Genomic DNA, 24,634 nt, shown 5'->3' with positions numbered 1-24,634 from the left:
CGAACATTTCGTCAACTGCCGGGGCAACAAGTGGCTGCTTGCTCTTATGATGACCGGCAGGTGTCAGAGTTTGCGGGGGTGTGAATGACGTCTGGGCCAGACGAGCAGTGGAGCGAGAGCCAGGACGGTCGGGGATCGATACGTTGGCAGGATCCGGCTACGACCACGCCGCGGCCACCGACCGTGGCCGAGGCACGCCAGCGAGACAAAGCGCAGAAGGCGCGCGAGGCCGCCGAAGAGTGGGCGAGGCAGCAGGAGGAGCAGCGCGAGCGCCGCGCCGCCACCGGCAAGAAGGTTCTGATGGGCTCGGTGGCCGTGGTCGGCGTGGTGGGCGTGATCGCGCTGGGCTACCACCTGCTGCACAAAGAGGAGATCGCGGCGTCCTGCGTCAAGGAGGGCACCAACGAGGTGGTGCCCGATTCGTATTGCTCCAGTGGCCACAGCGGTTCCGGGGGCACGTTCATCTACCTGGGCTCGCCGTACCGGTACTACTACGGCGGCAACAACGGCGGCGTGGGCACCATCGCCCGGGGCGGGACCATCGAGCAGCCCAAGGGCACCACGGCCAAGACCAAGTCGGGGACGTCGATCTCGCGCGGCGGCTTCGGTTCGTCGTCGAGCTACGGCAAGAGCTCGGGGAGCTGAATGCGCCGTCAACGTAGTTCCCCGCGAGCCGGCTGGGAACAGATCGTCGCCGACCAAGGCATGTGCTACGGGACCCCGGCGCGCGACGCGACCGGCGCCGACCGCCCGTACTGGGACGAGTCGGTGCACTACGTCTTCGACATGGACGAGGTGCTCTCGATCGAGGCCTCGGTGGAGGTGCTGCACTCGATGTGCCTGGAGGCCGTCGAGAACGTCGTACTGACCGGGCGTTACCGTGACTTCGGGCTTCCCGAATGGAGCTGGGAGCACATCGAGAAGTCCTGGCGCCGCAGTGACCCGCACCTGTACGGCCGCTTCGATCTTCGGTACGACGGCCGCCGGCCGCCGGTGCTGCTGGAGTACAACGCCGACACCCCGACCACACTGCTGGAGGCGGCGATCCTGCAGTGGCACTGGAAGACTGACGTCTATCCGGACGACGATCAGTGGAACTCGTTGCACGAGAAGCTGGTTGCCCGTTGGAAGGAAATCCGCGACCGCCTGCCGGGAGCCGAGACGTATTTCACTTGGTCGGGCGCCGAGCTCAGCGGCGAAGATCATGTGACGGTTGCCTACCTGCAGGAGTGCGCGGCCGAGGCCGGCCTGAACACCGTGGGCCTGGCGATCGAGGACATCGGGTTCGACGCGGACCTCGATCGGTTCGTCGACCTCGCAGAAGCGCCCATGGACTCCATCTTCAAGCTCTACCCGTGGGAGTGGATGCTCGACGACGATTTCGGTCGCCGGGCGGTCGAGCAGATGCCCGCCACCATGTGGGTCGAACCGCTGTGGAAGACGCTGTTGAGCAACAAGGCGATCCTCGCGGTGCTGTGGGAGATGTATCCGGGCCACCCGAATCTGTTGCCCGCCTACGTCGATGACCCGCACGAGCTGACCGAGTACGTGCGCAAACCCAAACTGGGACGTGAGGGTGCCAACATCACCATCGTCGGTGCCGGGTACGAGACCGAGACCGGCGGCGTGTACGGCGAAGAGGGCTACGTGTACCAGTTGCTCGATCCGCTACCGCAATTCGACGACATGCGCCCCGCGTTGGGCGCGTGGATGGTCGGCGACGAATCCGCCGGACTCGGGATCCGCGAGACCTCCGGTCTCGTCACCGACAACGGCGCTGCCTTTGTGCCACACCGCATCCCGCAGTGACCCGGAAGGAACAACTCCAATATGACTACCACCACGGTTGCGCTCGGCTCCGATTACTGGTCGCTCCTCGGTCACGGGGTTTCGGCGATCGTCCTGTACTCGATCGTCGGTGTGGCGCTGATGGTCCTGGGTTTCTACGTCATCGACTGGACCACGCCAGGTCCGTTGCGGACCCTGGTGCAGGCCGGGCGTCCCAACGCCGCTGCAGTGGCGGCCTCCGGCGTGATATCGATGGCATTCATCGTCGTGCTGGCCATCTACAGCTCGTCGGGTGACCTGATCCAGGGCCTGATCACCACGCTGGTGTTCGGCCTGTTGGGCATTGCGGCCCAGGCGTTCTCGGTGCGGCTCGTCGGTGCGATCAAGGGTATCGACATCGGCGGCGTCCTGGCCTCCGAGAAATTCACCCCACAGGTCCTGGTCGTGACGGCTTCCTATGTGGCCTTCGGCCTGATCATCGCGGCGGCGATTCTCTAGCTTCCCGCTCGAGAGTCCGGCACACCTCGGTGGCCGCGCGCGTCAGTGCGGCGGGGCCGTCGCGCAGCGCCTGATCCAGCGGGGTGCCCGGCGCGGTGATGGCCACCAGCTGGTCGACGCCGTTGGCCAGGAGCACGTCGGCGTCGGCGGACACCCGGCCGCCGAAGATCACCACCCGGGTGCCGGTGCGTGCGGCCACCTGGGCCACGCCGAACGGTGTCTTTCCCAACATGGTCTGGGCGTCGACGCTGCCCTCGCCGGTGAAAACCCAGTCCGCCCCGGTCAGCGCCTGCTCGAGTCCGACGGTCTGCGCGATCACTTCGACACCCGGAGCGCATTCGGCGGCGAGGAACTCCAGCAGGCCGAAGCCGAGTCCGCCGGCGGCTCCGGCTCCCGGGCGGTCGGGATCGGCGTGGCCGAGCGCGGTGCCGGTGACTTCCACCAACCGGGTCAACGCGGCTTCGAGCACCTCGACGTCGTCGGGGGTGGCCCCCTTCTGCGGGCCGAAAACCGCACTGGCACCACCGGTTCCGAGCAACGGCGCGGTGACGTCGGATGCGATTCGGACCCGGACATCGGCCAATCGGGGATCCAGACCCGAGACGTCGACCTGATGTAGCCGGGCCAGGGCCGCGCCGCCGGGCGGCAGCGCGGAGCCGTCGGCATCGGTGAAGGACACGCCCAGCGCGGTGAGCATGCCGGCCCCGCCGTCGTTGGTGGCCGAACCGCCGATCCCGATCAGCAGCTCGGTCGCGCCGTGATCCAGCGCCGAGATGACGAGCTGTCCGACCCCGAATGTGCCGGCACGCAGGATGTCCCGGTCCGCCGGCGCCACCAGCTCCAAGCCCGAGGCGCCGGCCATCTCGATCACGGCCAAGCGGCGCTCGGCGACGTAGCCGTAGGTGGCCCGCGCTGGGCGCCCCAGTGGATCGCTGACCTCGACCGTGACCCGATCGCCGCCCAGCGCGTCGACGACGGCGTCCACGGTGCCTTCACCGCCGTCGGCCATCGGTACCCCGATGCACTCGGCGTCGGGCAGGACCGACCGGACGCCCTCGCGCAAGGCTGCCACCGCTTGCGACGCGGTCATCGACTCCTTGAAGGAGTCCGGGGCCAGCACGATCTTCATTGGCTGGCGACATTACCCACTGCGGCTCTGCTCGGCGCGCCGTAGCGGGCCGCCCTGGGGCCGGCCGGGGGAGTTCACGTCACGGCATGGGCCAGCAGCCGCTTGAGTTCACGTCGCTGTTCGGTGTCCAGCGCTTCGAGCACTTCGTCCTCGGCGGCCAGCACCGCCGCTTCGGCGCGTTTGAGCAGTTCGGCTCCCTCGGCCGTCAGTTCGGCCGGCAGCGCCCGTCCCGACTCGACGGTGGCGGGTCGGCGTACCGCGCCGCGGTCCTGCAGTCCGCGCAGCACGTTGTTCATGGCTTGCGGCGAGACGTTGGTGTGGCGCGCGAGTTCGGCATTGGACTGACCGGGGCCCATGGACAGGACTCGCAGGCACACGAATTCGGGCAGTTTGAGCCCGAGCGGTTGCAACTGTGCGGCGACCTTGGGCTGCAGCACTGCGACCACGCGGTACATCAGGTATCCGAGCGGCTGTTCCTCCAGGACGCCCCGCGTATCGGAATTCATATCAAGCATATTGACACATATCAACCAGGTTGATATACCGGACGTATGACCACACCAAGCGAAATGTCTGACGCAATGTTCGAATCGGCTTACCGCGGTGAGGCTCCCGACTTCGCCGGGGCGCGCCCGCCGTGGAGCATCGGCGAACCACAGCCCGAGATCGCGGCGCTGATCGCCGAAGGCAAAGTCCACGGTGACGTGCTCGACGCCGGCTGCGGCGAAGCCGCTACCGCGCTGTACCTGGCCGAGCAGGGATTCACCGCGGTCGGGTTGGACCAGTCGGCCACCGCCATCGACATGGCCCGCGCCGAGGCCGCCAAGCGGGGCCTGACCAACGCCAGCTTCGAGGTCGCCGACATCAGCGCGTTCACCGGCTATGACGGCCGCTTCGGGACGATCATCGACTCGACGCTGTTCCACTCCATGCCAGTGGAACTCCGGGACGGCTACCAGCAGTCGATCGTGCGTGCCGCCGCACCCGGCGCCTCGTACTTCGTGCTGGTGTTCGACAAGGGGACGATGGGGGACAGCGGGCCCGCCAATCCGGTCACCGAGGACGAACTGCGCGAGGTTGTCGGCAAGTACTGGGTGATCGACGATGTCCGGCCGGCCCGGATCCACGCCCACGTGCCACCGGAATTCGCGAACTTCGCCGATTTCGCCGGAATGGGCATCCGCGACGAGGCCAACGGCCGCAAATCGATGGCGGCCTGGCTGCTTCAGGCGCACCTGGGATAGCTGCCGGCTGACCAGCGCCCGCCGGCGACACTCGGTCCGCGAGGGCTCCCCCCGCTAGGTGTGCTGCCCGCCATAGGGCAGGATAGAGAGGCCGTCCAGGGGTAACCCGGGTGGCTCTCTACATGCGAGGAGTGCCGAGGAGACCGATGGCGGATCCGAATGTCGCCGGCGAGGGCGCAGCACCCATTCGTCCCTTCTATACGAGGGTTCTGCTGAAGCTTGGCGGAGAGATGTTCGGCGGCGGTGAGGTCGGCCTCGACCCCGACGTCGTGCATCAGGTGGCCCGCCAGATCGCCGCGGTGGTGCGCAGCGGTGTCCAGGTCGCGGTCGTGATCGGCGGCGGCAACTTCTTCCGCGGCGCCCAGCTGCAGCAGCGCGGGATGGAACGCACCCGCAGCGACTACATGGGCATGCTCGGCACCGTGATGAACAGCCTTGCGCTGCAGGACTTCCTGCAGAAAGAGGGCATCGACACCCGCGTGCAGACCGCCATCACCATGGGGCAGGTCGCCGAGCCCTACATCCCGTTGCGCGCCGTGCGGCACCTGGAGAAGGGTCGCGTCGTCATCTTCGGTGCCGGCATGGGACTTCCGTACTTCTCCACCGACACGACCGCTGCGCAGCGGGCGCTCGAAATCGGGGCCGACGTGGTGCTGATGGCCAAGGCCGTCGACGGCGTCTACACCGCCGATCCGCGCGAGGATCCGAACGCCGAGCTGCTCACCGAGGTCAGCCATCGCGAGGTCATCGATCGCGGCCTGCGGGTCGCCGATGCCACCGCCTTCAGTTTGTGCATGGACAACCGGATGCCGATGCTGGTGTTCAACCTGCTCACCGAAGGCAATATCGCCCGCGCGGTGGCGGGTGAGAAGATCGGAACACTGGTCACCACCTAAACGGGAGAAGCCGACGTGATCGACGAAACTCTCTTCGACGCCGAAGAGAAGATGGAAAAGGCCGTGAGTGTGGCCCGTGACGACCTGGCCACCATTCGGACCGGCCGGGCCAATCCGGGCATGTTCTCCCGAATCAACATCGACTACTACGGGGCGATGACGCCGATCACCCAGATGGCGAGCATCAACGTCCCCGAGGCGCGCATGGTCGTCATCAAGCCGTACGAGGCGTCGCAGCTCAAGCCGATCGAGGACGCGATCCGCAACTCCGACCTCGGGGTCAATCCGACCAACGACGGCAGCATCATCCGGATCTCCATCCCGCAGCTCACCGAGGAGCGCCGCCGCGAGCTGGTCAAGCAGGCCAAGTCCAAGGGCGAGGACGCCAAGGTGTCGGTGCGCAACATCCGTCGCAAGGCGATGGAAGAGCTGAGCCGGATCAAGAAGGACGGTGAAGCCGGCGAGGACGAGGTCGGACGTGCCGAGAAGGACCTCGACAAGTCCACCCACACCTACACCAGCCAGATCGACGACCTGGTCAAGCACAAGGAAGGCGAACTGCTGGAGGTCTAGTGACCGATCAGCAAATACCTTTCGTGACAAACACACCGGTCGGAGAACCGCAGAAGAAACAGTCCCGGGCCGGCCGTGACCTGCCGGCGGCCATCGCCGTCGGCGTCGTCCTCGGCGCCCTGGCGATCGGCACCCTCCTGTTCGCGCCGATCTGGTGGCTGCCGTTGCTCGCAGTGGCCATCGCCATCGCCACGCACGAGGTGATCCGCCGGCTGCGCGAACACGGTTACGCATTGCCGACCGTCCCGCTGCTGCTCGGTGGCCAGGCGATGATCTGGCTGACCTGGCCGTTCGGGGCAGCAGGTCTGCTGGGCGCCTACGGCGGGACGGTCGTCGTCTGCATGGTGTGGCGTCTGGTCGGCCAGGGCCTGGACCAGCAACCGGTCAATTACCTGCGCGACATCGCCGCCACGATCCTGCTGGCCACCTGGGTGCCGTTGTTCGCGGCCTTCACCGCACTGCTCATCTTCGCCGACCACGGCGGAGCCCGGGTGTTCACCATCATCGTCACCGTCGTCTTCGCCGACATCGGCGGTTACGTCGCGGGCGTGCTGTTCGGTAAGCACCTGCTGGCGCGGGCGATCAGCCCCAAGAAATCCTGGGAAGGCCTCGGCGGTTCACTGCTGTTCGGCATCGCGGCTGCCGTTGTCTCGGTGGCGTTCCTGCTGGACAAGCCGGCGTGGGTGGGCGTGCCGCTGGGCCTGTTGCTGGTCATCACCGGCGTGCTCGGTGACCTCGTCGAATCTCAGATCAAGCGTGATCTCGGGATCAAGGACATGGGCACGCTGCTACCCGGCCACGGCGGGATCATGGACCGGATCGATGCGATGCTGCCGTCGGCCGTCGTCGGCTGGATCGTCCTGACGCTCCTCGCCTAGACCGCGTTTGCCGCGTGCGCCCGAGGCGTTCAGCCAGCACGCGATCGCACCGAGAACCAGTCCCGCGGCGATGCCGACGTTCACCCGCTCGCCGAGCATGAACCAGGACAACACCCCGGCGACCGCGGGGATGACGCAGAACAGCATCGCGACCGCCGAAGCGCCGTGCAGATTGATGGCCCGCACGTACAGCGACACCCCGAGTGTGGCGTTGAGCAACACCACGCCCGCCACCGCCAGCACGGCCCTGGTGAGGTCGTGCACCTCGACCGGGGTGGTGAGCGCGAGTGCCACGGCTGGGATGAAGGCGACGGCGTTCTGCACGGACGTCGAGGCCCGGAAGTCGACATCGGAGCAGAACCGCTGTTGATAGACCCCGCCGGCGGCCAGGCCGAGCAAGGCCACCAACAGCAATCCGACAGCCGGATCGATCCCACCCGAGGCCATCAGTCGCGTCGCGCATGCTGCCAGTACGGCGGCAACGCCCAGCACCAAGGCGAGCACCCGGCGTGGTGTCAACCGGTCGTGCAGGAACATCGCGGCCAGCAGGGCCGTCGCGACCGGGTTCATCGCAATGACGACGGCGCAGAGCACGGCCGGCGCGCCATGCTGAATCGCGATGTAGAGCGCGCAGAACTGCACGGCCTGCATGAGCACACCGGCAACCGCGACGTGGAGCAGCTTGCGGCCGGTGGGGAAGCGGACCCGGGCGAGCGCGGCCCAGGTACCGAGGAACAGGCCGGCCAGGCCGAACCGGAAGGCCAGCACCGCCATCGGGGAGAGGGCGTGCACCGCGAGGTTTCCGATCGGATAGCCCAGGGCGTAGAAGAACGTCACGGTCGTCGCCGTGCGCATCGGCATCGGCTGAATCGCTCCTCGCGTGCGCATCGCGGTGGTCGCCATGATCCCCATCGTGGGTGAGCGGCGTACCGCCGGTCCAACGATTATCGGCAATCACGATTGATCGCAGATACTGATCGTTATGGCGGAATGACTCGGTGAATAGAAGGAAATATCTGGTTTTTGATCGTAATCGCTGATCGGAGTACCTTGGCGGCATGGGTCAGGTGCTGGACATCGCACCGCTGCGCAGCTTGGTGGCGGTGGCGGACTGTGGCGGGTTTCACCGCGCCGCCGCGGTGTTGCACATGACGCAGTCCGCGGTCAGTCAGCACGTGCGGCGCATCGAGGCCGTCGTCGGCGGTCCCGTCGTGGAACGGTCCGGCCGCGGGGTCGCGTTCACCGAACTGGGGCATCGCGTCCTCGGCCACGCGCGGGCCATCCTCGCCGCGCACGACGCGGCGTTGACAGATCTCGGCGCGGCCGAGGAGCAGGTGCTGCTGATCGGCGCCACCGAGCACGGCGCCGACGTCATGCTGCCTGCCCTCACCTCGGCACTGGGCGAGCGGTTGCCCAACTGGCGGTTGCGGTTTCGTCTCGACCGTAATGTGACGCTCGCCGATGCCCTGGAACACGGTCTGGTCGATCTCGCGGTGATGCTCGACGGTTCCGGGCTGGATCCCGCTCATGCCTCCGGAACGCTTGCGCTGAAGTGGGTTTCGAGCCGCAATTTCGCTGCGCATGCCGATGCGGCGGCCGGTCAACCGTTGCCCGTGGTGATGTTCTCCGAACCGTGCACGTTGCGTGAACCCACGTTCGCCACGCTCGACCGGTGCGGGACCGACTACCGCATCGTCGCTGAGTCCGCGAACCTGTCCGGCTTGTTCGCAGCGGTGCGTTCCGGTCTGGGTGTGGCACTGCTGCCGATGATCGGCCGGCTGCCCGACGGGCTGTGCCTGGCCGAGGGGCTGCCCCCGGCCAGCCGCGCATCGGTCTTCGTCCGCGGGCGTGCCGGGGTGGACTCCGATGTCCTGGACACCGTCGAACGGACCGTTCACGACGTTCTCGCCGAACAAGCCTGATACTGGAAAGAACATGAAGCATGAATTGGTCTTCGAAGCCCCGCGCCGCGGTATGCCGCCGCGCCACCTTGCCGACCTCGACGAGGACGGCCGTGCGGAGGCTGTCGCCGAACTGGGGTTGCCGAAATTCCGGGCCAAGCAGCTGGCCAACCAGTACTACGGCCGGCTGATCGCCGACCCGAAGCAGATGACCGACCTGCCGACCGCCGTGCGTGATCAAGTGGCCGAGGCCCTTTTTCCGGCACTGATCGATCCGGTGAAGCAGATCCAGTGCGACGCGGGGGAGACCCGCAAGACGCTGTGGCGCGCGGGCGACGGCACGACGTTCGAGTCGGTGCTGATGCGCTATCCGCAGCGCAACACGGTGTGTATCTCCTCGCAGGCCGGCTGCGGAATGGCCTGCCCGTTCTGCGCGACCGGGCAGGGCGGCCTGATGCGCAACCTGTCCACTGCCGAGATCCTCGAACAGGTCCGCGCGGCGTCGTCGGCCATGCGGCTCGAACATGACGGACGGCTGTCGAACATCGTCTTCATGGGCATGGGTGAGCCGCTGGCCAACTACAACCGGGTGGTCGCCGCCGTCAAACGCATCATCGCGCCGCCGCCGAACGGTTTCGGGATCAGCGCCCGGTCGGTGACGGTGTCGACGGTGGGTCTGGCGCCTGCCATCCGAAGGCTCGCCGACGAGCGACTGGGCGTCACCCTGGCGCTGTCTCTGCACACCCCTGACGACGAACTACGCGACACCTTGGTGCCGGTGAACAACCGGTGGAAGGTCGACGAGGTGCTCGATGCCGCGCGCTACTACGCCGACGTCACCGGTCGGCGCGTGTCCATCGAATACGCGTTGATCCGCGACATCAACGATCAGCCCTGGCGGGCAGACCTCTTGGGTAAGAAGCTGCACGGCAAGCTCGGCCAGCTGGTACACGTGAACCTCATCCCGCTCAACCCCACGCCGGGCAGCAAGTGGGACGCCAGTCCCAAACCGGTCGAACGTGAGTTCGTCAAACGCGTTCAGGCCAAGGGGGTGTCGTGCACCGTGCGCGATACCCGCGGGCGGGAGATCGCCGCGGCCTGCGGTCAGCTGGCCGCCGAAGGCTGAGTTTTCTGCGCCGAGACTGCGCCCAGATCACCGAGACAGCGCCCAGATCGCGTTCGGCCGGGAAATGGCGATCTGTACGCAGTGTCGGTGGGCTGTAGGCAGTCTCGGGAGCGGGTCTATACCGGCGGGTTGGTGAACCAGAGGTTCTCCTCGCGCAGGCTGCGGCTGCGCCAGCCGTCGGGCGTGCGCACCAGTTCGTGGTGGTAGTACCCGCCGCACGCACTGATCTCCGCCATCCCCGGCAGCTGCATGGGGTTGTAGAACATCGCCCGCACGGTCGCGGTGTCGCCGTCGCCTTCGAGGATCTCGATGTTGGTGATGTAGTGCATGGTCCACGGCAGCACCCCGAAGTTGGCGGCGAACCAGTCGACCACCTCATCGCGGCTGCCCACGATGGCTCCCGCCGACGAGTAGTCGATGTGGGCGTCCTCGGTGAACACCGATCGGTACAGCTCCCAGTCCTTGGAGTCGACTGCCCGGGCATAGCGGTACAGCAGGGCCGAGATCTCGGAATGGTCGCTCACTACTCGGGCATCCCGATGGTCTTGGACTCGAAGTACTCCTTGAAGCCCTCCTCGCCGTTGCGCCGGCCCAGCCCGCTCTGCTTGGAGCCGCCGAACGGGCTGTTGATGCCGAAATGGCTGCGGCTGTTGATCGTGACGTTGCCGGTCCGGATGCGTCGCGCGACGGCGAAGGCCCGGTCCACGTCGCCGGACGACACCTCTCCGGACAGGCCGTAGATGGAGTTGTTGGCGATGGCGACCGCTTCGTCGTCGGAGTCATACGGGGTGACCGTCAGCACGGGTCCGAAGATCTCCTCCTGCGCGACCTGTGAATCGGGGTCGACGTCGGCGAGCAGCGTGGGCTGGGTGTAGTAGCCCGTGGGCAGGTTCTCGGGCACCCCGCCGCCGGTGACCAGGCGTGCCCCGGAATCGATGCCCGATTTGATGAGCCCGAGCACCTTGTCGCGCTGGGTCGCGCTGATCTGCGGGCCCTGCATGATGCCCGGCGTCCACGGGTCCCCGACGGGAAAGTTCTCCATCGCGCCCTTGAGGAGCTCGATGCCCTCGTCATACCGGCTGCGGGGGAGCAGGATTCGGCTGGGCAGGATGCAGGACTGCCCGCTCATGACGCAGGCCATCATCGCCGCGATCGGCAGCGCCGAGTTGAAGTCGGCGTCGTCGAGCACGATGTGGGCCGACTTGCCGCCCAGTTCGAGCATGGTCTTCTTGACGGTGGAGGCGCCGGCGGCCAGGATGGCGCGGCCTGTCGCGGTCGACCCGGTGAAGGTGATCATGTCGACCCGCGGGTCCGCCGACAGCGCGGCGCCGACCTCGTTGGCGTTGGACACCACCACGTTGAACACACCGGCCGGGATGTCGGTGTGTTCGGCCACGATGCGGCCCAACTCGGTACCTGACCACGGCGTGAGCTGTGCGGGCTTGAGTACCACGGTGTTGCCGGCCATCAGCGCCGGAACCGTCTCGGCGATGTTGAGGTAGAACGGCACGTTCCACGGGGTGATCGCGCCGACGACACCGACCGGTTCGTAGGCGATCTTGCGTCGCGCCGGCCCCAGCTGGGTCTGGTGCACGCCGTTGTCGACGACGTACTCGAAGTTCTTGCCGTGCTCGGCCCAGTGCTTGACCTCGCCGATCGGGTCCTCGATCTGGGAGCCCGTGACGGTCACCGGACAGCCGACCTCGGTGACCAGCACCCGGCGCAACCGTTCCTTCTCGGCTTCCAGCGCGTCGTGCAGCTGCATCAGGCAGTGGTGGCGGAAGTCGACGTCGCGGCTCCAGTCGGTTTCGTCGAACGCCCGTCGCGCGGCGCCCACGGCGCGCTCGATGTCGGCCACCGTGCCGTCGGTGGCTTGGCCGGCCACCTGCTCGCTGGCGGGGTGGATGACGTCGAATTTCGCACCGCTGCCGGTGTATTGGAGTTCACCGTCGATGAGCATCCGCTCGTCACCGGCGAGCACGCCGGTGTCGCTCTGCACCTGAGTCATAGGAGACAGCTTTACAAAAATTGCGTGTCGTGTCACCCCTTTGGAAGAAGCATTGACCGATCGCCAAGTCTCTGCGATCGTAGAGTGTCGTTGGCGCGTGGGCAGGAGGTGTGGAAGGGCGGACAGCAGAGGTAGGTCAGCTCGCGTCGGGCTGTTTGATGCCGACGGCGTGGCGCAACTGTGCCAGGAATTGGTCACCGTCGTCGCTGCGGACGATGTAGTGCGAGACCGCGACCCGGATCGCGGTGGCGGCCTTGACCGGGGCATTGGCGCCCGACAGGAGTTTGAGCAGCCGAGCGCGCATCAGTGGTATGACGTTGGCCAGTTGGGCGATCACGACTTCGGGTTCGATGTCGACCAGCCGTACCCCGGAATACGACTGCTGGTACTGCACGATGAAACGCAGTGCGGCGTCGAGCTTCTCGGTGCCCCGCAGGCCGACGGTGGCACGGCTCATGCCATGGTCGAACATCTCGCGCTCGTAGGTGCCGAACGCGTCGAGAAGTTCCTGCTTGTCGGCGAACCAGCGGTACAGCGTGGGCCGCGAGACGCCGGCCTGCAGCGCCACCTCGGACAAGCTCAGCTTGGTCTGGCCGCTGCGGGCCAGCACCTCGGCTGTCGCGACCAGGATTCGGTGGCGCGTCGAGGTGTCTTCGACTGTGGCGTCCCGCCGTGCGGGTGCAGGTTCATTCACATCCAGGCCTTGGTTGATCGTGGTTCACCAAATGGTAGGACCATCACAGCAACTTCTTGAGCATTGCCACAGTCTCCAGGTCGGCCAATGCCGCCACGCCCCGTTTTGCGCCTTCGGTGGCGATCCCTTCATCCTGCATTCCGCCGAGGCCCGCGGTGATCACCGGCGCGGCGTAACCGTAGATCGCCCCGAGGCGATAGCGGCTCCACAACTCGTCGCGATCCAGCGTGGGACCGCCGGCCGCGGCCAGTGCACTGCGGTACTCGTCGAGCAGGTCGCGTTCGGCGGCCTGGCGGTCAGCCGTGGTCATGCTCGTGATCAGGGTGTACGCCAGTTCCCGGCCCGGATGCCCGCGGCGCACTGCCTGCCAGTCGAGCAGGCCGGCCTCCCCGTTGCGGAAGAACAAGTTGCCCGGATGTGCATCACCGTGCATCACGGTGTGTGGCCCCTGATCGAGCAGTTGGGCCGCTGCGCGATAGTTCTCGTCGATGAACCGGCCGTCGGCCACCGGGATGTCCGTGCTCTCGGCCAGGCGTTTTGTCGAGAGCTTGAGCAGTGAGCCGGTCAGCAGTGAGGTGTGATCGCCCGACGCCGAGTACAGCCAGCCCAGCGGCCCGCGTCCGCTGCGTTTCGGCAGGCGGTCCCAGAATGCGGCGTGCACCCGGGCGAGCAGCTGGACCGTCAGGGCGGCCCGGTCCTTGTCCAGTGGATGCAGCGTGTCGGGGAACTCGCAGGCCTGCAATGTCAGGTCTTCCAGCACCAGTACAAATCGGCCGGTCAGTGCGTCGAAGGCGGCGCCGTGGGCTCGGGGTACCCCGGGCAGGCCCTCGGCCAGTTGTTGGTAGAACCGGACCTCGGTGTGCGCCAGCCGGCCCAGCTCACCCATCATCCGGGTGGCCACGGTTTCGGCGGGCATCTTGACGAACACCGACTCGGGCACGTCGTTCGGGCCGCTGAGCGCCAGGCGGGCGCGCGACGAGGTGCCGGCATCGCCGCCGATCACCGATACCGACTCGACCCGGTGGCCGGTGAGGCGGGACAGATGGCCCGCGTCGAGGTGCCCGATGTGGCGGGGCAGTGACCGCATGCCCCCGATGACCGCGTCGGTTGCGATACGTTGCACGCCGTGGCCGATATGTGCGGCCAGGCCGGCAGCGGGGACAAGGCGGCGGGCCGATGTGAGCATTCGGAGAGTTTACAATTGCGAGCGAAATTGTAAAGCGGTTTGGGAAAGGGGTGGCGATGGCGGGTCCGATGGAGGGGTTTCGGGTCGTCGAGCTGGGCGTCTGGGTCGCCGCACCGGCGGCCGGAGCGCTGCTGGCCGACTGGGGTGCCGACGTCATCAAGATCGAACCGCCGTCGGGAGACCCGGCAAGAACCTTCGGCCGGATGCTGGGCCTGGATCCGGACCTGGGCGTGGCGGCCAATCCGCCTTTCGAGATGGACAACCGGTCCAAACGCAGCATCGTGCTGGACCTCGGCACCAGCGAGGGTCGTGACACCGCGAGCGAATTGCTTTCCACTGCAGATGTTTTCCTGACCAACGTGCGGCCCGCGGCGTTGCGGCGGCTCCAGCTGGACTTCGAGACCGTCGCGGCACGCAACCCGCGCCTGGTGTACGGGCTGATCACCGGATACGGACTGACCGGACCGGAGGCGGACCGCGCGGCCTACGACGTCGCCGCGTTCTGGGCCCGCGCCGGCCTGGCCGACTTGCTCACCCGGCCCGGGGACACCCCGCCGTTCCAGCGCGGTGGGATGGGAGACCACTCGGCGGGGATGACGCTGGCAGCCGCGGTGTGTGCCGCACTGCTGGCCCGAAACCGCACGGGGGCCGGTCAATTGGTCAGCACGTCGCTCTACCGCCAGGGCGCCTATACCGTCAGCTTCGATCTCAACACGGTGCTGATGAGCGGCGAGCAGGTCGCGATCGGCCAGCGTGAGGCGATGGCCAACCCGTGCATGAACAACTACGCCGCCGGTGACGGGAAACGCTTCTGGATCGTCGGGCTGCAGGGGGACCGGCACTGGCCCGCGCTGTGTCGCGTGGTGGACCGCGAAGACTGGTTGACGGACGCGCGTTTCGCCACCGCGCGCGACCGGTACGTCAACGCGCGTGAGCTGATCGCCGAGCTGGACGCCATCTTCGCCGAGCATCCGATGGAGCGCTGGGCCGTCCTGTTCGACGAGGAGCCCGACTTCTTCTGGTCACCGATCAACAGTCTCGACGACGTGATCGCCGACGAGCAGTTCCACGCCGCCGGGGGAATCGTCGATGTGCCCGACGGGATTTCGGCGGTCCCGATGGTGGCCAGCCCGGCCGACTTCTCGGCCACTCCGTGGCAGCCGCGCATGGCGGCCCCGGCGCTCGGCGCCCACACCGACGAGATCCTGGCAGAACTGCGCGGGCGTCAGGACCGCTGAGCGTTGATGCCCGCGAGCAGTTCGTCGAGCTGCTCGCGGGTGACCTTGCCCGCCGAGAAGGCGGCCATCCGTCCGATCGGCACCGATTCCAGCATCCGCAGCAGATTGCTGCCCAGTGCGGAATCGGTTGTGCCGAAAGGGGAGGCGCTGCCCAGCACCGCCAGAATCGTCTGCGATGCCACCGGGTCGGCGATCAGCTCGCCCAGCGTCGAATCGCGGGTGAACGGCTGTGTCGGCACGTCGCCGGCCAACGTCACCGCCGCCGTCAGCCGCAGGTCCCGGCTGGACGCGCCGACCGACACCATGTACTCGCCGGGCTCGACAATCCAGTGCTCGGCAGTCGTGCTCCAGTACGCGAGATCATCTCGGCTGATCGGGATTTCGACCGTGCGCTGCTCGCCGGGTTCGAGCGTCACCGAAGTGAAACCGGCCAGCCACCGGACCGGTCTGCCGACGAGCGAACCGGGTAGCCCGGCGTAGACCTGCACCACCTCACGGCCTGACCGGGCGCCGGCGTTGGTCACCGTCAGCCGCACGGACAGCCCCGTATCGGGAGCGTCGACCTCGAGACCGGAATAGTCGAACCAGGTGTAGGACAGGCCGTGGCCGAAGGGGAACGCCACCGGCATGTCCCGGCTGTCATACCAGCGGTAGCCGACGAACATCCGCTCGCCGTAGACGGTATGGCCCGATTCGGACGGAAAGTTGAGGTAAGCAGGAGAATCCTGCAGCCGCAACGGAACCGTCTCGGCCAGCCGGCCCGACGGGTTGACGATGCCGAACAGCACATCGGCCAACGCTCCGCCCCCGGCCTGCCCGAGCAGGGCGCCGTCCACGACGGCCGGGGCCAGGGCCGCGACAGCGTCCAGGCGCACCACGCCGCCATGGGACAACACCACCACGGTGCGGGGCTGGGCCCGGACCACGGCGCGCAGCAGATCCAGCTGGGCGGCGGGCAGATCGATGTGATCGCGGTCGTAGCCCTCGGACTCCTCTTCGGCGGTGAGACCGAGGAACACGATCGCGGCGCCGGCGGATTCGGCTGCGCCGGCCGCGGCCGCGACATCGCTTCCCGAACAATGGCTCACCGGGTGATCGCCTGCGAGCCTGCAGATCTCGTCCAGCGGGATGTCGAGGCGGGTCGGGTTGACATGGGAACTGCCGCCGCCCTGGTATCTCGGCTCCTGGGCGAATCCGCCGATGACCGCCAGCGGCGACGGTGCCAGCGGCAGCAGGCCGCCGTCGTTCTTCAGCAGCACGATGGCCCGCTGCGCCGCCTCGCGCGCCAGCTCGTGATGTGCGTCGACCTCGGCGGAGCCGAATGATGCTCCGGTGTCGTCACTTTCGGTGACCTTCGCGACCAGCCGAGCCACCCGGCCGGCGGCCCGGGCGACGACGTCGGCGTCCAGGGACCCGGCACGCACCGCGTCGACCACCTCGGTGTCGGAGAGGCCGCCCGTCGTGGGCATCTCCAGGTCCAGGCCCGCGGCCACGGCCGCAACCCGGTCCGCCACCGCGCCCCAATCGCTGACCACCGCGCCGTCGAAACCCCACTCGTCGCGCAGCACTGTGGTCAACAGCCAGGCGTTCTCGGACGCGTAGACCCCGTTGATCCGGTTGTAGGAACACATCACCGTCCATGGCCGGGCCCGGCGCACCACGATCTCGAAGGTCCGCAGATAGATCTCCCGCAACGTGCGGGCGTCGACGTCGGAGCTGGCCCGCATCCGGTCGTGCTCGGCGTTGTTCACCGCGAAATGCTTGAGCGACGCACCGACACCGCGGCTCTGCACCCCGCGCACCCACGCCGCGCCCAGCGTCCCCGAGAGCAGCGGGTCCTCCGAGTAATACTCGAAGTTGCGCCCGCACCGCGGATCGCGCTTGATGTTGACTCCCGGCCCGAGCAGGACATGCACGCCCAGTGCGCGGCTTTCGTCGCCCAGTGCCCGGCCGACTCGCTCCACCAATTCGGGATCCCAGGTCTGGCTGAGTCCGACCGCAGGGGGAAAGCAGGTCGCCGGCTCACTGCCGGAAAGGCCGAGATGATCTGTGGCACTGCCGGATTGCCGGCGTACCCCGTGCGGTCCGTCGGTCAGCACGATCGCTGGCACCGAGTCGATCGCCTTGGTGGTCCAGAAGCTCGCGCCGCTGCCCAGCGCGGCCTGTTCGGTCAGGTCGAGCCCGACGGTGGGATCAGCTGAGTCGGTCACCGGGCCCAGGGTAGTGCCGGAAGTGAAAAGTCCTGGTCAGTGCGGATTCTTCGCCCTGGCCGCGTGGCGTAGCTGTGCCAGGAAGTCGTCGGCGTCGTCGCTGCGCACCAGGTAGTGGCAGACTGCCACCCGCACCGCGGTGGCCGCGGCGATGTCGGCATCCGGACCGGTCGTCAGCCGTTGCAGGCGTTCCCGCATCAGCGGGATCACCTGGGTGAGCCGTTTGATGACGTGTTCGGGTTCGATGTCGACCATGCGTAGTCCCGGATAGGACTGCTGATATTCGACCACCGTGCGCAGCGCTGCGTCCAGGTGCTCGTTCTCGGGCAGATCCGCGGAGGCCTGCGCCACGGCCTGTTCGTAGTACTTGCGCTCCCACTCCACGAAGGCGTCGAGCAGTTCCTGTTTGGAGGCGAACCAGCGGTAGAGGGTCGGCCGGGAAACCCCGGCCTGCAGGGCGACCTCGGACAGGCTGAGCTTGGTCATGCCGTTGGCGCCCAGCACCTCGGCGGTGGCGGCCAGGATTCGCCCGCGGGTGCTGCTGTCGTCGTCGATGGACGATATTTCCGCCATGCCCACAGCTTTACAAACTATCGCCGAACTGTCACGCTAATTCGTGGCGCGACACCGTGGTCGAACGCCGTGCAGGGAGGGAATACCGTGACAGTCGCCAGCTCACCGCAGGCACGCGAATACAGCCCGTTCGACATCACGTCGCACGATTTCTGGAGCCGGCCCTTCGCCGAGCGGGACGAGACATTCGCTCAACTGCGTGCCGGTGAGGGCCTGAGCTGGCATCAGCCGCTGTCGACGCTGTTCGACGTCGAAGAGCCCGGGTTCTGGGCGGTGACCCGCCGCGCCGACATCCAGTTCGTCAGCCAGCATCCTGAATTGTTCACCTCGACCCAGGGCGTTGCGCTGGACCCGATGCCGGCCGACGTGCAGAAGTTCGCCACGTTCTTCCTGATGATGGATCCGCCCGAGCACACCACGTACCGCCGCCTGATCAGCTCGGCGTTCACCCCGCGGAACGTGCGCAAGATCGAGGAGCAGATTCACCGCAACGCCGTTGCCGTCGTCGACGATCTGATCGGTGCCGGGGATGTCGACTTTGTCGAGGCATGCTCGGCGCAGCTGCCGATGCGGACGATCTCCGACATGCTCGGTGTGCCCACTGCCGATCAGCCCGCACTGGCCAAGGCGGCCGAGAAGTTGTTCAGCATGAGCGATGACGAGTACTCGTCGCTCGAAGAGCGTGCGATGGCCACGATCAACGAGATCATGCTGATCTCGAACACCGGAGTGGAGCTGGCCAAGTTCCGGCGGGCCAATCCCGGTGACGACCTGATGACGAGCATCGTCAACGCCGAGGTCGACGGGCACCGGCTGACCGACGAGGAGATCGGGGCGTTCCTGATCCTGCTCGCCTCGGCGGGCAACGACACCACCAAGCAGACCACCACTCACGCGATGATGGCCTTGGCGGCCAATCCGGACCAAAAGGATTGGCTCTTGGAGGATTTCGACAACCGGATCGGTCTAGCCACGGAGGAATTCGTGCGGTGGGCCACCCCGGTGATCCAGTTCGCGCGGCACGCCACCGAGGATGTCGAGCTGGCCGGCCAGCAGATCAGGGCAGGCGAGAAGGTCGGCCTGTTCTACTGCTCGGGCAACCGGGACGAGTCGGTGTTCGCCGACCCGCAGCGTTTCGATCTGAGCCGTTCTCCCAACCCGCAGGTCGGGTTCGGTGGCGGTGGCCCGCACTTCTGTCTGGGCAATCAGCTGGCCAAGACCGAGCTGCGACACCTGTTCCGTGAGTTGCTGACCCGGTTGAAGACCGTCGAATTCGGTGAGCCCGAACTGCTGTACAGCAGCTTCGTGCACGGCATCAAGCGCGTGCCCGCGCACGTCGCGTAGGCCGGAAAATGCGCGTCGAAGTCGATCTGGGCAAGTGCACCGGGCATGGAATCTGCGAGTCGATCGCCGAGGACGTGTTCGAGGTCTCCGACGAGGGCATGGTGCACATCCACGGCGATGACCACCCCGAGAGCGACCGGGAACGGTTGCAGCAGGCCGTGACCCAGTGCCCGGCGACGGCACTGCGGATGCAGGGTTGATAACTGGCCACTGGCGGCCGAAGCGTCAGCCCAGCGACACAAGTACCCGGCTCGGCCCGCGCACCGTGTAGTTGGTGCCGTAGTCGAGCGGACCGGCCAGCTGCCAGTCGCCCACGGTGTCGATCAGTTCCTCCACGAAGATCTGGGCCTCCAGGCGGGCCAAGTTCATGCCGAGGCAGCTGTGCAGGCCGAAGGCGAAACCCAGGTGCGACAGCTTGCGCCGGGTGATGTCGAAGTCGTCGGGGCGCTCCCAGCGTCGCGGATCCCGGTTCGCCGCGCCCAGTAGCAGGGTGATTCGTTCGCCGTCGGCCACGGGGACGTCACCGATGGCGGTGCCGTCGCCGACCACATCGCGGAAAATGGAGTGCGACACGGTTTCCAGGCGGTGCACCTCTTCTGCGGCGTCGAGGGCCAGGGTGGGATTCGACTGGAGGATTCGGCGCTGATCGGGGTGGCCGGCGAGCGTCGCCACGATCTGGGCGAGCAGCTTGGCGGTGGTCTCGTTGCCGGCGAACACCAACTGGGTGTTGCTCGCGACGATCTCCTGTTCGGTCATGTGCTCGCACGCATAATCGTGGCCGACCATCGTGCCGATCAGATCCCAACTGCCTTCGGCCGGGCATCCGCGGCGAGGTAGCTGCTCCCGGATGTAGGAATTCAGTTGGGCCGTGGCGTGTTTCCCGGCGGCGATCAGCTCGGCGCCGTGCTCGCCGGGCATGCTGTAGCCCTCGGCGGAAGCGCCCATCGCGTCGCTCCACGCTGTGAACTGGCCGACCATCTCCTGCTCCACGCCGAGCATGTGGGCGATCACCTCGGTCGGGATACCGCGGGTGAGCTCCGAGACCACCTCGACGGACTCCCCGTCGCGCAGTCTGGCGGCGACGGGCTCCAGCCGGGCCCGCACGATGCCGGTGATCACCGGGCGCAGCGCCGCCAAGGTCCTCGGCCGGAAATCGCCGGACCAGATCGACCTGATCCGGTCGTGGTGCGGGCCGTCGTAGAACTCCATCGTCGGTCCGCCGAACACCGCGGCGTGCTCCACCTGGCCGCGCTCGGAGCCGAACCGTGAAGGTGCACTGAGGATCTGCTTGACCAGGTCGAACTCGCCGACCATCCACCGGTTGATCCGCTCGTTGAAGACGACTCCACCCAGCTCCCGGATCTCGCGGTAGCGCGCCCACGGATCGGCGACGAACGCCGGGTCGGTGGTGTCGAACGACAGCAGCGGAAAGTGGGCGGCGACCATAGCTGCCATGTTGACAATTGTATGTAATTCTGTAAAGCGTGAGTTTCAAAGACCTCGGCCGCGAACTGTCCAACTGGGGCCGATGGGGGCCTGATGACCAGATCGGGACCCTCAACCTCGTCGAGCCGCACCATGTGCAGGCCGCCGCTGGTGAAGTCCGTTCGGGCAAGGTGTTTCAGCTGAGCATCCCGGTGGGCAAGGACGGTCCGCAGAGCGGGATCGGGGGCCGGCTCAACCCGGTTCATCTGATGTCGATGCAGCCCGACGACTGGGAGCCGCACGGGCTACAGGTCGCCGACGACTGGATCATCATGCCGCTGCAGTCCGGCACCCAGTGGGATGCGTTGTCGCACGTGGCCTACGACGACAAGCTGTACAACGGCTACTCGACCGACCAGGTCCGCACCCGCGCCGGGGCCCGTCGGTTGGCCGTCGACGCCTTCACCGACCGGATCGCCGGGCGGGGGGTACTGCTCGACATCGCCCGGTTGCACGGAGTGGACTGGCTCGAGGGCGGTACGGCGATCACCCCGGCCGACCTCGAGGCAGCCGAAAAGGCGCAGGGCGTGACCGTCGGAGAAGCCGACTTCCTGCTGGTGCGTACCGGCTGGCGGGGCAGACTGCTGGCCCTTGGCCGCGACGACTGGATGTCCACCGAGCCGGGGCTGGGCATCGACTGTGCGCGCTGGTTGCGTGACCGCGGTGTCGCTGCGGTGGGCAGTGACAACTGGGCCATCGAGGTGATTCCCAGCGAGACGGGGGAGACGCTGCCGCTGCACTGCATCCTGATCCGCGACATGGGCATGCCGCTGGCCGAGATCCTCGACCTCGACGCGCTCGGTGCCGACTGTGCCGGTGACGGCATCTGGAGTTTCCTGTTCGTCGCGCCGCCGCTGCACATCAGCAACGCCGTCGGGTCCCCGGTCACGCCCATCGCGATCAAATGAGCCCGGCATTCCAGTACCGGCTGCGTACCCGCGCGCCGCTGGTTGATGTCGAGGACTACCGGCGCGCAGCGCGCCGGGCCCTGCCCGCGATGGTGTGGGCGTACCTCGACGGCGGGGCCGAAGACGAGCGCACGTTGCGGGGAAATCGCAGCGCCTTTGCGAATTGGTCACTGCGCCAACGGGTTCTGGCCGGGCACACCGGCGCTGACCTGGGTGTGACGATCGACGGGCAACGACTCGAACTGCCGGTCGTGCTGGCCCCCACCGGGCTGACCGGTCTCGCGCACTGGTCCGGTGAGCTGGCCGCCGCGCAGGCTGCCGAGCGGGCCGGGACCCGTCTGACGCTGTCCACGGCATCGTCGTACTCCATCGAGGAAGTCGCGGCGGGCACCTCGGCCGACCACTGGTTCCAGCTGTATCCCTGGGGCGACGGACCGTTCTCGGATTCGATGCTCGGCCGGGCCCGCGACACCGGTTATCGCACCCTGGTGGTCACCGTCGACGTTCCGGTGCAGGGCAACCGCACCGGTGAGCGGCGCACCGGCATGGGGCACCCGCCGATCCTGACTCCACGGCGTATCGCCGACGCCGCGATCCGTCCGCACTGGTGGTACGGACTCCTGCGGCATCAGCGGATGACCATGCGCAGCCTCACCCATACCGCCGGTGCGAAAGGGGCCGTGGAATCGGTCGGCATCCAGAATCGCCGGATCCGGCCGGACCTGAGTTGGCGCGACGTCGCCGCGCTCCGCGAGCGCTGGGACGGCCCGTTCGTCGTCAAAGGTGTGCTGGAGCCCGAGGATGCGGTGCGCGCGATCGATGACGTGGGGGCCACCGGGGTGGTGGTGTCCAATCATGGTGGGCGCCAACTCAACGGCGCCACCGCCTCGGTCGACGCGCTGCCCGATATCGCCGACGCCGTCGGCGGACGTGCCACCGTGCTGCTGGACAGCGGCGTGCGCACCGGTACCGACATCGTGACGGCGCTGGCTCTCGGCGCCGACGCGGTGATGGTCGGCCGGCCCTACATCTACGGGCTGGCCGTGGCGGGCGGTGCCGGAGTGGGCGCGGTGCTGGACATCCTGGCCGCCGAGATCCGCTCGACGCTGACCCTGATGGGTGTGGCGAGTGTGGCTGAGCTGAATCGCGACGTTCTCCGGCGAGCAGACACGTAGGTACCCGTTGTCCCGCGATTCTGGGTACCTACACGTCTTCTCGCGCTAGGAACGCTTGGGAGGACGCGGCCGCACCAGCACCGACTGCTGGATCGCGCCGACCGCGCCGGCCTGGTCGAACAGTGTCCCCACCGTGGCACCGATGCCGTCGGGCCCGTAGTTGGTGTCCGCGCGGATGCCGATCCACTCCCCGTCGGGCACCCGGTGGATGTGCACCACCAAATCGGTGTTGAGGAACGTCCATTTGCGGATGTCGATCTTGGAGCCGATGCCGTTGGCGTCGTCGGCCACCGCGAACAACCGCTGCAACGGCGTCATCGGCTCGCCCTTGACCACGTCGACGGTCGGCTTGAGCCAGGACTCACCCGGGCCCGGCGCCTGCGGCACCGTCAGCCAGCGCCAGTCCACGCTGTGCACGTAGTTGGTCTCCCAGTTCTTGGCCATGTCCCGGCTGCGGGCCTGCTCCAGCGGCGGTAGTGGCTCGACGCCGGTGTACGCGAGCGCCGTGGTGTCCAGTCGCGACATCCGCCACCCGCCGGCCCGCGCCACCACGCGGGGAGCGCCGTCCGGCCCGGGCGCCAGCATTTCGGCGCTGACCAGTTCGATCTGCTTGCCGGGTCGCTCCAGCTGCGACCGCACCCACAAGTCGCCTTCCGACGGCACCCCGCCCATGAGATCGATGGCCACCCGGCTCAACCGGGTGTCGGCGCGGTGCTCGCAGCGTTCCAGCGCACGCACCAGCAATGCCGACACCGGAGCGCCGTGCTGGATCGCCGCCGACCAGGTGCCCCGCGCCATGTCGGTCGCGCGGAACTTGTCACCGATCGGGTCGTTCTCGTCGATCAGCTCGTAGTAAGAGTCAGACATATCTACCGTTCAGTGGTGGTGATGGGTGTCGTGATCGCCCGGTGCGGGCGTTTCGACCATCAGTGCCTCGACCCGCGACAGTTTGGTGCCGATCAGGCGCTCGGGATAGGCATCGGTGGTGGTGACCAGGAACAGGGTGCGTCCCTCGGTGCCGCCCAGGGCGCACGCGATCGCGGTGCGCCCGCCGGCGTCGACCCGGTGCGTGACCGTCGCCTCGCTCTGTCCGTCGACGGCGAACCGCTGGAATTCCTGCGCCAGGGTCAATGCCGCCCACACTCCGCCCTCGGCGTCGATCGCGAGGCCGTCCGGCGGGCCGTCGAGCCCCTCGGCGAACACCCGCCGGTCGGCGAGGCCGCCGTCGGCGTCGATGGTGAAGGCACTCAGTCGCCGAGCGGTGGATTCGGCGACGATCAGGGTGGTGCCGTCCGGCGTGATCGCCATGCCGTTGGGAAAGTCGAGATGCTCGGCGACAACGGTGACCTGGTCGTCGGGGTCGATGCGCACGATCACCCCATCGGTGCGGGCTTGGGATCCGACGTACGCCCGGCCGTGCTCGTCGACCACCATGTCACCGAGCGCCGCGGGGACCAGGTCACTCAGATCGGCCAGCAGCTCGACGGTGTCACCGTCGTAGCGCAACACCTGGCGGCGCTCGGTGGACACGATCAACAGGGTGCCGTCGGGCCGAAAACCGAGCCCGGACGGCGAATGCCCGGGCACGGGCAGGGTGGTCATGGACCCTGACAGCGTGACCGTGTGCACGGCTTCGCCGAGCATGTCGGAAAACCACAGCAGGCCCTCGAACCAGCGCGGCCCTTCGCCGAAACAGAAACCATGCGCCAGTTCGGTTGTCCCGGTTTGTTCGGTTCCCGACGTCATGTCCCCGCACCTTTACAAAACACGTCCCAAGTGT

General features: G+C 67.4%; 26 protein-coding genes. 14 read left to right on the top strand and 12 right to left on the bottom strand.

Annotated features, from left to right (window positions below):
* The first annotated feature begins 84 nt into the window (after nucleotides 1-84).
* From ACNQR1_RS25270 to ACNQR1_RS25260, 3 genes are read left to right on the top strand one after another with little or no spacing between them, the layout of a single operon-like run.
* Nucleotides 85-645 (top strand): hypothetical protein, encoded by a 561-nt coding sequence (locus ACNQR1_RS25270; protein WP_418048401.1) that lies wholly within the window; start codon nucleotides 85-87, stop codon nucleotides 643-645.
* Nucleotides 646-1,809 (top strand): glutathionylspermidine synthase family protein, encoded by a 1,164-nt coding sequence (locus tag ACNQR1_RS25265; RefSeq protein ID WP_418048400.1) that lies wholly within the window; start codon nucleotides 646-648, stop codon nucleotides 1,807-1,809.
* A gap of 21 nt (nucleotides 1,810-1,830) precedes the next feature.
* Nucleotides 1,831-2,286 (top strand): DUF350 domain-containing protein, encoded by a 456-nt coding sequence (locus ACNQR1_RS25260; RefSeq protein WP_418048399.1) that lies wholly within the window; start codon nucleotides 1,831-1,833, stop codon nucleotides 2,284-2,286.
* Here the strand turns inward: ACNQR1_RS25260 and ACNQR1_RS25255 are convergent.
* Both ACNQR1_RS25255 and ACNQR1_RS25250 read right to left on the bottom strand, forming a co-directional pair.
* Nucleotides 2,264-3,415, bottom strand: a complete 1,152-nt coding sequence (locus ACNQR1_RS25255; protein WP_418048398.1) for a glycerate kinase — start codon at nucleotides 3,413-3,415, stop codon at nucleotides 2,264-2,266. The genes ACNQR1_RS25260 and ACNQR1_RS25255 overlap by 23 nt on opposite strands.
* Nucleotides 3,416-3,489: 74 nt before the next feature.
* Nucleotides 3,490-3,930 (bottom strand): MarR family winged helix-turn-helix transcriptional regulator, encoded by a 441-nt coding sequence (locus ACNQR1_RS25250; RefSeq protein ID WP_418048397.1) that lies wholly within the window; start codon nucleotides 3,928-3,930, stop codon nucleotides 3,490-3,492.
* 36 nt (nucleotides 3,931-3,966) lie between these two features.
* Here ACNQR1_RS25250 and ACNQR1_RS25245 point away from each other — a divergent pair, with 36 nt between their 5' ends.
* From ACNQR1_RS25245 to ACNQR1_RS25230, 4 genes are all read left to right on the top strand, one after another.
* Entirely contained in the window at nucleotides 3,967-4,659 is a 693-nt protein-coding gene (locus ACNQR1_RS25245) for a class I SAM-dependent methyltransferase (RefSeq protein WP_418048396.1), read from the top strand.
* Between the two features lie 146 nt (nucleotides 4,660-4,805).
* Nucleotides 4,806-5,555 (top strand): UMP kinase, encoded by a 750-nt coding sequence (gene pyrH / locus ACNQR1_RS25240; RefSeq protein ID WP_301683902.1) that lies wholly within the window; start codon nucleotides 4,806-4,808, stop codon nucleotides 5,553-5,555.
* Nucleotides 5,556-5,570: 15 nt separating this feature from the next.
* Nucleotides 5,571-6,128, top strand: coding sequence for a ribosome recycling factor (gene frr, locus ACNQR1_RS25235; RefSeq protein ID WP_418048395.1), 558 nt, complete (start codon nucleotides 5,571-5,573; stop codon nucleotides 6,126-6,128).
* Nucleotides 6,128-7,006, top strand: a complete 879-nt coding sequence (locus ACNQR1_RS25230) for a phosphatidate cytidylyltransferase (protein WP_418048394.1) — start codon at nucleotides 6,128-6,130, stop codon at nucleotides 7,004-7,006. Before frr ends, ACNQR1_RS25230 begins: the two co-directional genes overlap by 1 nt.
* On the opposite strand, the gene ACNQR1_RS25225 is transcribed toward ACNQR1_RS25230, so the two are convergent.
* Nucleotides 6,917-7,867: a DMT family transporter gene (locus ACNQR1_RS25225; RefSeq protein WP_418050491.1), complete on the bottom strand. Its 951-nt coding sequence runs from the start codon at nucleotides 7,865-7,867 to the stop codon at nucleotides 6,917-6,919. The two genes, ACNQR1_RS25230 and ACNQR1_RS25225, sit on opposite strands and share 90 nt — an antisense overlap.
* 197 nt (nucleotides 7,868-8,064) lie before the next feature.
* Between ACNQR1_RS25225 and ACNQR1_RS25220 the strand changes: the two genes are divergently transcribed.
* The gene (locus ACNQR1_RS25220) at nucleotides 8,065-8,928 is read left to right on the top strand and encodes a LysR family transcriptional regulator (protein WP_418048393.1); all 864 of its coding nucleotides are present in this window, start codon (nucleotides 8,065-8,067) and stop codon (nucleotides 8,926-8,928) included.
* Nucleotides 8,929-8,941: 13 nt separating this feature from the next.
* Nucleotides 8,942-10,033, top strand: a complete 1,092-nt coding sequence (gene rlmN, locus ACNQR1_RS25215) for a 23S rRNA (adenine(2503)-C(2))-methyltransferase RlmN (RefSeq protein WP_418048392.1) — start codon at nucleotides 8,942-8,944, stop codon at nucleotides 10,031-10,033.
* Between the two features lie 116 nt (nucleotides 10,034-10,149).
* On the opposite strand, the gene ACNQR1_RS25210 is transcribed toward rlmN, so the two are convergent.
* The 4 genes from ACNQR1_RS25210 to ACNQR1_RS25195 form a co-directional block, all read right to left on the bottom strand.
* Entirely contained in the window at nucleotides 10,150-10,557 is a 408-nt protein-coding gene (locus tag ACNQR1_RS25210; RefSeq protein ID WP_418048391.1) for a nuclear transport factor 2 family protein, read from the bottom strand.
* Complete coding sequence (locus ACNQR1_RS25205) at nucleotides 10,557-12,041, bottom strand: aldehyde dehydrogenase family protein (RefSeq protein WP_418048390.1); 1,485 nt, start codon at nucleotides 12,039-12,041, stop codon at nucleotides 10,557-10,559. The genes ACNQR1_RS25210 and ACNQR1_RS25205 overlap by 1 nt, the downstream gene beginning before the upstream one ends.
* A 136-nt stretch (nucleotides 12,042-12,177) precedes the next feature.
* The gene (locus ACNQR1_RS25200; protein ID WP_418048389.1) at nucleotides 12,178-12,735 is read right to left on the bottom strand and encodes a TetR/AcrR family transcriptional regulator; all 558 of its coding nucleotides are present in this window, start codon (nucleotides 12,733-12,735) and stop codon (nucleotides 12,178-12,180) included.
* 43 nt (nucleotides 12,736-12,778) lie between these two features.
* Nucleotides 12,779-13,921 carry a phosphotransferase gene (locus ACNQR1_RS25195; protein ID WP_418048388.1) on the bottom strand — a complete coding sequence of 381 codons (1,143 nt, stop codon included), beginning with the start codon at nucleotides 13,919-13,921 and terminating at the stop codon, nucleotides 12,779-12,781.
* Between the two features lie 56 nt (nucleotides 13,922-13,977).
* Between ACNQR1_RS25195 and ACNQR1_RS25190 the strand changes: the two genes are divergently transcribed.
* The gene (locus ACNQR1_RS25190; protein ID WP_418048387.1) at nucleotides 13,978-15,159 is read left to right on the top strand and encodes a CaiB/BaiF CoA transferase family protein; all 1,182 of its coding nucleotides are present in this window, start codon (nucleotides 13,978-13,980) and stop codon (nucleotides 15,157-15,159) included.
* Here ACNQR1_RS25190 and ACNQR1_RS25185 read toward each other — a convergent pair.
* Nucleotides 15,147-17,369 carry a glycoside hydrolase family 3 C-terminal domain-containing protein gene (locus tag ACNQR1_RS25185; protein WP_418048386.1) on the bottom strand — a complete coding sequence of 741 codons (2,223 nt, stop codon included), beginning with the start codon at nucleotides 17,367-17,369 and terminating at the stop codon, nucleotides 15,147-15,149. The genes ACNQR1_RS25190 and ACNQR1_RS25185 overlap by 13 nt on opposite strands.
* A gap of 36 nt (nucleotides 17,370-17,405) precedes the next feature.
* Complete coding sequence (locus ACNQR1_RS25180) at nucleotides 17,406-17,942, bottom strand: TetR/AcrR family transcriptional regulator (protein WP_418048385.1); 537 nt, start codon at nucleotides 17,940-17,942, stop codon at nucleotides 17,406-17,408.
* 87 nt (nucleotides 17,943-18,029) lie between these two features.
* Here ACNQR1_RS25180 and ACNQR1_RS25175 point away from each other — a divergent pair, with 87 nt between their 5' ends.
* Together ACNQR1_RS25175 and ACNQR1_RS25170 are read left to right on the top strand one after the other, a co-directional pair.
* On the top strand, nucleotides 18,030-19,286 hold the full coding sequence (locus tag ACNQR1_RS25175) for a cytochrome P450 (RefSeq protein WP_418048384.1): 1,257 nt from the start codon (nucleotides 18,030-18,032) through the stop codon (nucleotides 19,284-19,286).
* Nucleotides 19,287-19,294: 8 nt separating this feature from the next.
* Nucleotides 19,295-19,486: a ferredoxin gene (locus ACNQR1_RS25170; RefSeq protein ID WP_044517572.1), complete on the top strand. Its 192-nt coding sequence runs from the start codon at nucleotides 19,295-19,297 to the stop codon at nucleotides 19,484-19,486.
* Nucleotides 19,487-19,511: 25 nt separating this feature from the next.
* Here the strand turns inward: ACNQR1_RS25170 and ACNQR1_RS25165 are convergent, their stop codons facing one another.
* A complete protein-coding gene (locus ACNQR1_RS25165; RefSeq protein ID WP_418048383.1) occupies nucleotides 19,512-20,741 on the bottom strand; it encodes a cytochrome P450 in 1,230 nt (409 codons plus the stop codon).
* A 29-nt stretch (nucleotides 20,742-20,770) separates the two neighbouring features.
* Here ACNQR1_RS25165 and ACNQR1_RS25160 point away from each other — a divergent pair, with 29 nt between their 5' ends.
* Nucleotides 20,771-21,679, top strand: coding sequence for a cyclase family protein (locus tag ACNQR1_RS25160; protein ID WP_418048382.1), 909 nt, complete (start codon nucleotides 20,771-20,773; stop codon nucleotides 21,677-21,679).
* Nucleotides 21,676-22,854: an alpha-hydroxy acid oxidase gene (locus ACNQR1_RS25155; RefSeq protein WP_418048381.1), complete on the top strand. Its 1,179-nt coding sequence runs from the start codon at nucleotides 21,676-21,678 to the stop codon at nucleotides 22,852-22,854. The genes ACNQR1_RS25160 and ACNQR1_RS25155 overlap by 4 nt, the downstream gene beginning before the upstream one ends.
* 45 nt (nucleotides 22,855-22,899) lie before the next feature.
* Here ACNQR1_RS25155 and ACNQR1_RS25150 read toward each other — a convergent pair whose 3' ends face one another.
* Both ACNQR1_RS25150 and ACNQR1_RS25145 read right to left on the bottom strand, forming a co-directional pair.
* The gene (locus ACNQR1_RS25150) at nucleotides 22,900-23,721 is read right to left on the bottom strand and encodes a thioesterase family protein (protein ID WP_418048380.1); all 822 of its coding nucleotides are present in this window, start codon (nucleotides 23,719-23,721) and stop codon (nucleotides 22,900-22,902) included.
* A gap of 9 nt (nucleotides 23,722-23,730) precedes the next feature.
* Nucleotides 23,731-24,600 carry an SMP-30/gluconolactonase/LRE family protein gene (locus ACNQR1_RS25145; RefSeq protein WP_418048379.1) on the bottom strand — a complete coding sequence of 290 codons (870 nt, stop codon included), beginning with the start codon at nucleotides 24,598-24,600 and terminating at the stop codon, nucleotides 23,731-23,733.
* Between the last annotated feature and the right edge of the window lie 34 nt (nucleotides 24,601-24,634).

Source organism: Mycobacterium sp. 48b (genome assembly GCF_048282725.1).
Lineage (GTDB): Bacteria > Actinomycetota > Actinomycetes > Mycobacteriales > Mycobacteriaceae > Mycobacterium.
The sequence above is the reverse complement of the archived record's forward strand: the minus strand, read 5'-3'. Positions and strand labels throughout refer to the sequence as shown.

Bases quoted from the DNA above. Each gene is read 5' to 3' on its own strand.
- pyrH (WP_301683902.1), top strand. From the start codon at position 4,806: ATGGCGGATCCGAATGTCGCCGGCGAGGGCGCAGCACCCATTCGTCCC.
- ACNQR1_RS25150 (WP_418048380.1), bottom strand. From the start codon at position 23,721: ATGTCTGACTCTTACTACGAGCTGATCGACGAGAACGACCCGATCGGT.
- ACNQR1_RS25270 (WP_418048401.1), top strand. From the start codon at position 85: ATGACGTCTGGGCCAGACGAGCAGTGGAGCGAGAGCCAGGACGGTCGG.
- ACNQR1_RS25205 (WP_418048390.1), bottom strand. From the start codon at position 12,041: ATGACTCAGGTGCAGAGCGACACCGGCGTGCTCGCCGGTGACGAGCGG.
- ACNQR1_RS25155 (WP_418048381.1), top strand. From the start codon at position 21,676: ATGAGCCCGGCATTCCAGTACCGGCTGCGTACCCGCGCGCCGCTGGTT.
- ACNQR1_RS25260 (WP_418048399.1), top strand. From the start codon at position 1,831: ATGACTACCACCACGGTTGCGCTCGGCTCCGATTACTGGTCGCTCCTC.
- rlmN (WP_418048392.1), top strand. From the start codon at position 8,942: ATGAAGCATGAATTGGTCTTCGAAGCCCCGCGCCGCGGTATGCCGCCG.
- ACNQR1_RS25245 (WP_418048396.1), top strand. From the start codon at position 3,967: ATGACCACACCAAGCGAAATGTCTGACGCAATGTTCGAATCGGCTTAC.
- ACNQR1_RS25265 (WP_418048400.1), top strand. From the start codon at position 646: ATGCGCCGTCAACGTAGTTCCCCGCGAGCCGGCTGGGAACAGATCGTC.
- ACNQR1_RS25180 (WP_418048385.1), bottom strand. From the start codon at position 17,942: ATGGCGGAAATATCGTCCATCGACGACGACAGCAGCACCCGCGGGCGA.
- ACNQR1_RS25145 (WP_418048379.1), bottom strand. From the start codon at position 24,600: ATGACGTCGGGAACCGAACAAACCGGGACAACCGAACTGGCGCATGGT.
- ACNQR1_RS25190 (WP_418048387.1), top strand. From the start codon at position 13,978: ATGGCGGGTCCGATGGAGGGGTTTCGGGTCGTCGAGCTGGGCGTCTGG.
- ACNQR1_RS25195 (WP_418048388.1), bottom strand. From the start codon at position 13,921: ATGCTCACATCGGCCCGCCGCCTTGTCCCCGCTGCCGGCCTGGCCGCA.
- ACNQR1_RS25220 (WP_418048393.1), top strand. From the start codon at position 8,065: ATGGGTCAGGTGCTGGACATCGCACCGCTGCGCAGCTTGGTGGCGGTG.
- ACNQR1_RS25170 (WP_044517572.1), top strand. From the start codon at position 19,295: ATGCGCGTCGAAGTCGATCTGGGCAAGTGCACCGGGCATGGAATCTGC.
- ACNQR1_RS25225 (WP_418050491.1), bottom strand. From the start codon at position 7,867: ATGCCGATGCGCACGGCGACGACCGTGACGTTCTTCTACGCCCTGGGC.
- ACNQR1_RS25250 (WP_418048397.1), bottom strand. From the start codon at position 3,930: ATGCTTGATATGAATTCCGATACGCGGGGCGTCCTGGAGGAACAGCCG.
- ACNQR1_RS25165 (WP_418048383.1), bottom strand. From the start codon at position 20,741: ATGGCAGCTATGGTCGCCGCCCACTTTCCGCTGCTGTCGTTCGACACC.
- ACNQR1_RS25255 (WP_418048398.1), bottom strand. From the start codon at position 3,415: ATGAAGATCGTGCTGGCCCCGGACTCCTTCAAGGAGTCGATGACCGCG.